Raw genomic sequence first — 4,618 nt, forward strand, 5'->3', positions numbered from 1 at the left:
CGCCGTTGATGTCCTCCAGCTCGAACACCTCGTCGTAGGGGACGTTGGCCTCGGCGAGCAGCACGTTCATGTGGCCGGGCATGCGGCCGGCGACGGGATGGATGGCGTACTTCACGTCGACGCCCTCTTTCTTGAGCATGTCGGCCATCTCGCGGAGCGCGTGCTGGGCCTGCGCCACCGCCATGCCGTAGCCCGGCACGATGATGACCCGCTCGGCGTTCTTCATGATGTAGGCCGCGTCGTCCGCCGAGCCCTGCTTGACCGGCCGCGTCTCCACCGCGCCGCCGGCGGCGGCTGCGGCGTCGCCCCCGAAGCCGCCGAGGATCACCGAGATGAACGAGCGGTTCATCGCGTGGCACATGATGTAGGACAGGATCGCGCCCGACGAGCCGACCAGCGCGCCGGTGATGATGAGCGCGAGGTTGCCGAGCGTGAAGCCGATGCCGGCCGCGGCCCAGCCCGAGTAGGAGTTGAGCATCGACACGACGACGGGCATGTCCGCGCCGCCGATCGGGATGATGAGCAGGCCGCCGAGCGCGAAGGACAGCAGCACGATCAGCCAGAACACCACCTTGCTTTCGCCGCCGATGAACACCGCGAGCAGCGCCACGAGGGCGACCGCGAGCGCGATGTTGATGGCGTGGCGCTGCGGCAGCATGATCGGCTTGCCCGACATCCGCCCGTCGAGCTTGGCGAAGGCGATGACCGAGCCGGTGAAGGTGATCGCGCCGATGGCGGCACCCAGCGCCATCTCGAACAGCGACTCCTTGTGGATGCGGCCGTTCTCGAGGATGCCCACCGCCTGCGGCGCGTAGAGCGTCGCCGCCGCGCCCGCCACGGCCGCGAGGCCGACGAGCGAGTGGAAGGCCGCCACGAGCTGCGGCATCGCCGTCATCGGCACGCGCTTGGCGATGACCGCGCCGGCCCCGCCGCCGAGGCCGAGGCCGAGCAGCACCAGGACCCAGGCGCCGAAGCCTGCCGGCGGATGGCCGACCAGGGTGGTGAGCACGGCGAGCGCCATGCCGATCATGCCGTAGAGGTTGCCCTGCCGCGACGTGGTCGGGTGCGACAGCCCCCGCAGCGCCATGATGAACAGGACGCCCGAGACGATGTAGAGGAGGGCGGAGACGTTCTGGGACATCGTCTCAGGCCTTCTTCTTGTACATGCCGAGCATGCGCTGGGTGACGAGGAAGCCGCCGAAGATGTTCACGCTGGCGAGCACGATGCCGATGAACCCGAAGGCGCGCGCCCAGCCGGTGCCCTTCTCGATCAGCGGCACGCCGGCGGCGAGCACCGCGCCGACGATGATGACGGAGGAGATCGCGTTGGTGACCGACATCAGCGGGGTGTGGAGCGCCGGCGTCACCGACCAGACCACGTAGTAACCGACGAAGATCGCGAGCACGAAGATCGCGAGCTGGAACACGGTGGCGTCGACCGCGCCGTGCGTCACGGCGCTGAGGCCGTGGCCGAGGCCGTCGGCGATGCCCTGCGCCTGGTCGGCGGCGTTGCGGGCGGCGACCGCTGCGGCACGCGCGGTGTCGGCGAGCACGCGGGTCTGGTCGACCGCCTGGTCGGGGGGGATGTTGGCCATCGTTGATCTCCTCGGTGACGGCCTACGCCGCGCCTGCCGACTGCGTGCTGGATTCCGAGACCCCGGTGCGCGACAGGCCGAGCGCGGCCTGCTCCGATTGCGGCGCGTCCTGCGGCCTGTCGGCTGACGCCGCGTCGGGCTTCGGCTGGAAGCCGGGATGGACGACGGCGCCGCCGTGGGTGAGGTTGGTCGCCTTGACGAGCTCGTCGTCGCGCCTGATCGCGAGCGCCTTCGTCTCCTTGTCGAACAGGGTCTCGACGAAGGCGTAGAGGTTGCGCGCATACAGCGCCGAGGCGCTGGCGGGCAGGCGGCCGGGAACGTTGAGGTGGCCGACGATCTTCACGCCGCGGTCGTTGACGACGACCTCGCCGGGCTTGGCGCCGGCGACGTTGCCGCCGCGCTCGACCGCGAGGTCGACGAGCACCGAGCCCGGCTTCATCGAGGCGACCATCGCCTCGGAGACGAGCTTCGGCGCCGGGCGGCCGGGGATCAGCGCGGTGGTGATGACGATGTCCTGCTTGGCGATGTGGGCCGCCACCAGTTCGGCCTGCTTGGCCTGGTATCCGGCCGACATCTCCTTGGCGTAGCCGCCCTTGGTCTCGGCCTGCTTGAACTCGTCGTCCTCGACGGCGACGAACTTCGCGCCGAGCGACTCGACCTGCTCCTTGGTGGCGGGGCGCACGTCGGTGGCGGTGACGACCGCGCCCATGCGGCGGGCGGTGGCGATGGCCTGGAGGCCGGCCACGCCCACGCCCATCACGAAGACGCGGGCGGCGGGCACGGTGCCGGCCGCCGTCATCATCATCGGCATGGCGCGGCCGTATTCGGAGGCACCGTCGAGCACCGCGCGGTAGCCGGCGAGGTTGGCCTGGGAGGACAGCACGTCCATCACCTGCGCGCGGGTGATGCGCGGCATCAGCTCCATGGCGAAGGCGTCGATGCCGGCCTCGGCCATCGCCTGCAACTCGGCCTCGTGGCCGTAGGGGTCCATGATCGCGACGACCACGGCGTCCCGCTTGAGGAGCTTCAGTTCGTCCGCGCCGGGACGGCGGACCTTCAGCACGAGGTCGGCGCCGCTGGCGGCGGCCTCGGCGGAGGCGGCGACGGAGGCGCCCGCGGCCTCGTACTCCGCGTCCGGCATCCCGGCCTTCACGCCGGCGCCCGCCTGGACGACCACGTCCGCCCCCAGGGCCTTGAACTTCTTGACCGTCTCGGGCACCGCCGCGACCCGCGACTCCGCGGAATCGGTCTCCGACAGGACAGCGATGCGCATTCAGGATTTCCCCCTCGAAGGACCGTCACCGAATGCGCGCGATGGCACGGCTTTTCGAGACGGTCTGGTCGTTCGGATTGATGGAAGCGTGGCGATTGTGACGGACCGCATCCGGGGCGCGGCCCGCGCTGGCGATCGGCCGTCTCAGGCGAACACCAGGTAGAGGAAGAGAAGCAGGCCGACGGCGACGGGTGCGCGCCAGCCGATCCCCGGCGCGAAGGCGCCGACGGCGCCGGCCGCACCCGACAGGACGACGCCGAAGATCGCCGTGAGCCAAGCCTCGCGGACACCGCCCACGGCCAGCGCCAGGACCCAGCAGGCCACCACGCTGGAGGCGATCTCGACGAAGTGAACGAACCCTCTGTACGTCTGCTCGTGCGTCTTCGCGTCCATCGCCGGGCTGTAGCGCGCCCCGGACACGGTCTTCGTATCGGCCATCGTACGCTCGTCCTTCGACGCTACCCTGCTCGCTTCCGAGCGGGTGTAGCTGAAGCGTTTTCCTGCCGCAATTGGCACGAAGCCCTGTGTCACACGAACGAGTCGCGCGCAATCCATCGCCGCGGTCCGGCGCCGGAGCGTGAACGTCCCCGCCTCCGACGGGGAGGCGGGTCGCCTCAGGCCGGCTGCGGCAATCCCACGGCGTCGAGGGCCTCCGTTTGCCGGCGGGCGAGCGCGTCGAGGGAGAAGCTCTCGATCTCGGCCTCGAACAGGCGGTGGTAGTTCAGCTCCGAGCGCAGGTGCAGGAACACCGCGCCCAAGCCCACCGCGGCGCGGTCCATGAACACGAATTCCTGCGGCACGGTCACGGGTCCGCGGGCTTTCAGCGCCTGATGCACCTCGAACGCCTGCCGCCGGCCGTACTCGCCGGGCTTGACCCCGTCGGCCACCGTGCGGGTGCGGTCCTCCAGCAGCGGCCCGTAGATGAAGCGCGCCCAGATGTTGAGGATCTCGATCTTCTCTCGGTCGAGGTTCTGGAAGCCCCAGACCTCGTAGGCGTGGACGATGCGGGCCATGTCGTCGGTGAGCAGCCCGCGGTAGAGGTCGACCACGCCGCCGACGAAGCGCGGGTGGAAGATGCGCACGCAGCCGTAATCGAGCAGGTTGATGCCCTGCGCTTCCCGATCACCCTGGCCGCCCTCCGAGAACACGGTGTAGTTGCCGAGATGCGGATCGCCGTGGATCACCGCGGCGCGGCTGAACGGGTGCCACCACGCCTTGAACATCGACCGGGCGATGCGGTTGCGGATCTCGACGGGCGTCTCAGTGAAGCCGAGGATATGCTCGCCGTCGAGCCAGCCCAGCGTCAGCAGGCGCTTGGTCGAGAGCTCCGTGTGCACCGCCGGCACGCGCACCGCGTCGATGTCCTTGAGCACCGTGCCGTAGAGCGCGGCGTGCTTGGCCTCGCGGGCGTAATCGAGTTCCTCGCGCACGCGGGCGCCGATCTCCTTGGCGATCTCGCGGGTGTCGAGCCAGGAATTCATCCGGCGGTGGAGGGCGAAGGCGACCTCGAGCTGCTTCAGGTCGGCCTCGACCGCCGATTGCATGTCCGGGTACTGGAGCTTGCACGCGAGCGACGTCCCGTCGAGCGCGGTCGCACGGTGGACCTGCCCGAGGGAGGCGGCGGCCGCCGGCTTCAAGTCGAAGGTGCGGAAGCGCGCCTGCCAGGCGGGCCCGAGCTCGGCCTGCATCCGGCGCTTGACGAAGGCCGCGCCCATCGGCGGCGCGTCGGCCTGGAGCTTCTGCAACTCGG

5 protein-coding genes are annotated in these 4,618 nt (G+C 70.2%); all 5 read right to left on the reverse strand.

Annotated features, from left to right (window positions below):
• Nucleotides 1–1,141 (reverse strand): NAD(P)(+) transhydrogenase (Re/Si-specific) subunit beta (locus tag ACFE86_RS21230; protein WP_375457299.1); only part of this gene is annotated, 1,141 nt, incomplete at its 3' end.
• Between the two features lie 4 nt (nucleotides 1,142–1,145).
• A complete protein-coding gene (locus ACFE86_RS21235) occupies nucleotides 1,146–1,595 on the reverse strand; it encodes an NAD(P) transhydrogenase subunit alpha (RefSeq protein ID WP_375457300.1) in 450 nt (149 codons plus the stop codon).
• 22 nt (nucleotides 1,596–1,617) lie between these two features.
• On the reverse strand, nucleotides 1,618–2,868 hold the full coding sequence (locus ACFE86_RS21240) for a Re/Si-specific NAD(P)(+) transhydrogenase subunit alpha (RefSeq protein ID WP_375457301.1): 1,251 nt from the start codon (nucleotides 2,866–2,868) through the stop codon (nucleotides 1,618–1,620).
• Nucleotides 2,869–3,012: 144 nt separating this feature from the next.
• Nucleotides 3,013–3,306 (reverse strand): aa3-type cytochrome c oxidase subunit IV, encoded by a 294-nt coding sequence (locus ACFE86_RS21245; RefSeq protein ID WP_375457302.1) that lies wholly within the window; start codon nucleotides 3,304–3,306, stop codon nucleotides 3,013–3,015.
• Nucleotides 3,307–3,482: 176 nt separating this feature from the next.
• The coding region (locus tag ACFE86_RS21250; RefSeq protein ID WP_375457303.1) for an ABC1 kinase family protein at nucleotides 3,483–4,618 on the reverse strand (1,136 nt) is incomplete at its 5' end.

The sequence above is a fragment of the uncultured Methylobacterium sp. genome, from assembly GCF_964244095.1.
Taxonomy (GTDB): Bacteria; Pseudomonadota; Alphaproteobacteria; order Rhizobiales; family Beijerinckiaceae; genus Methylobacterium.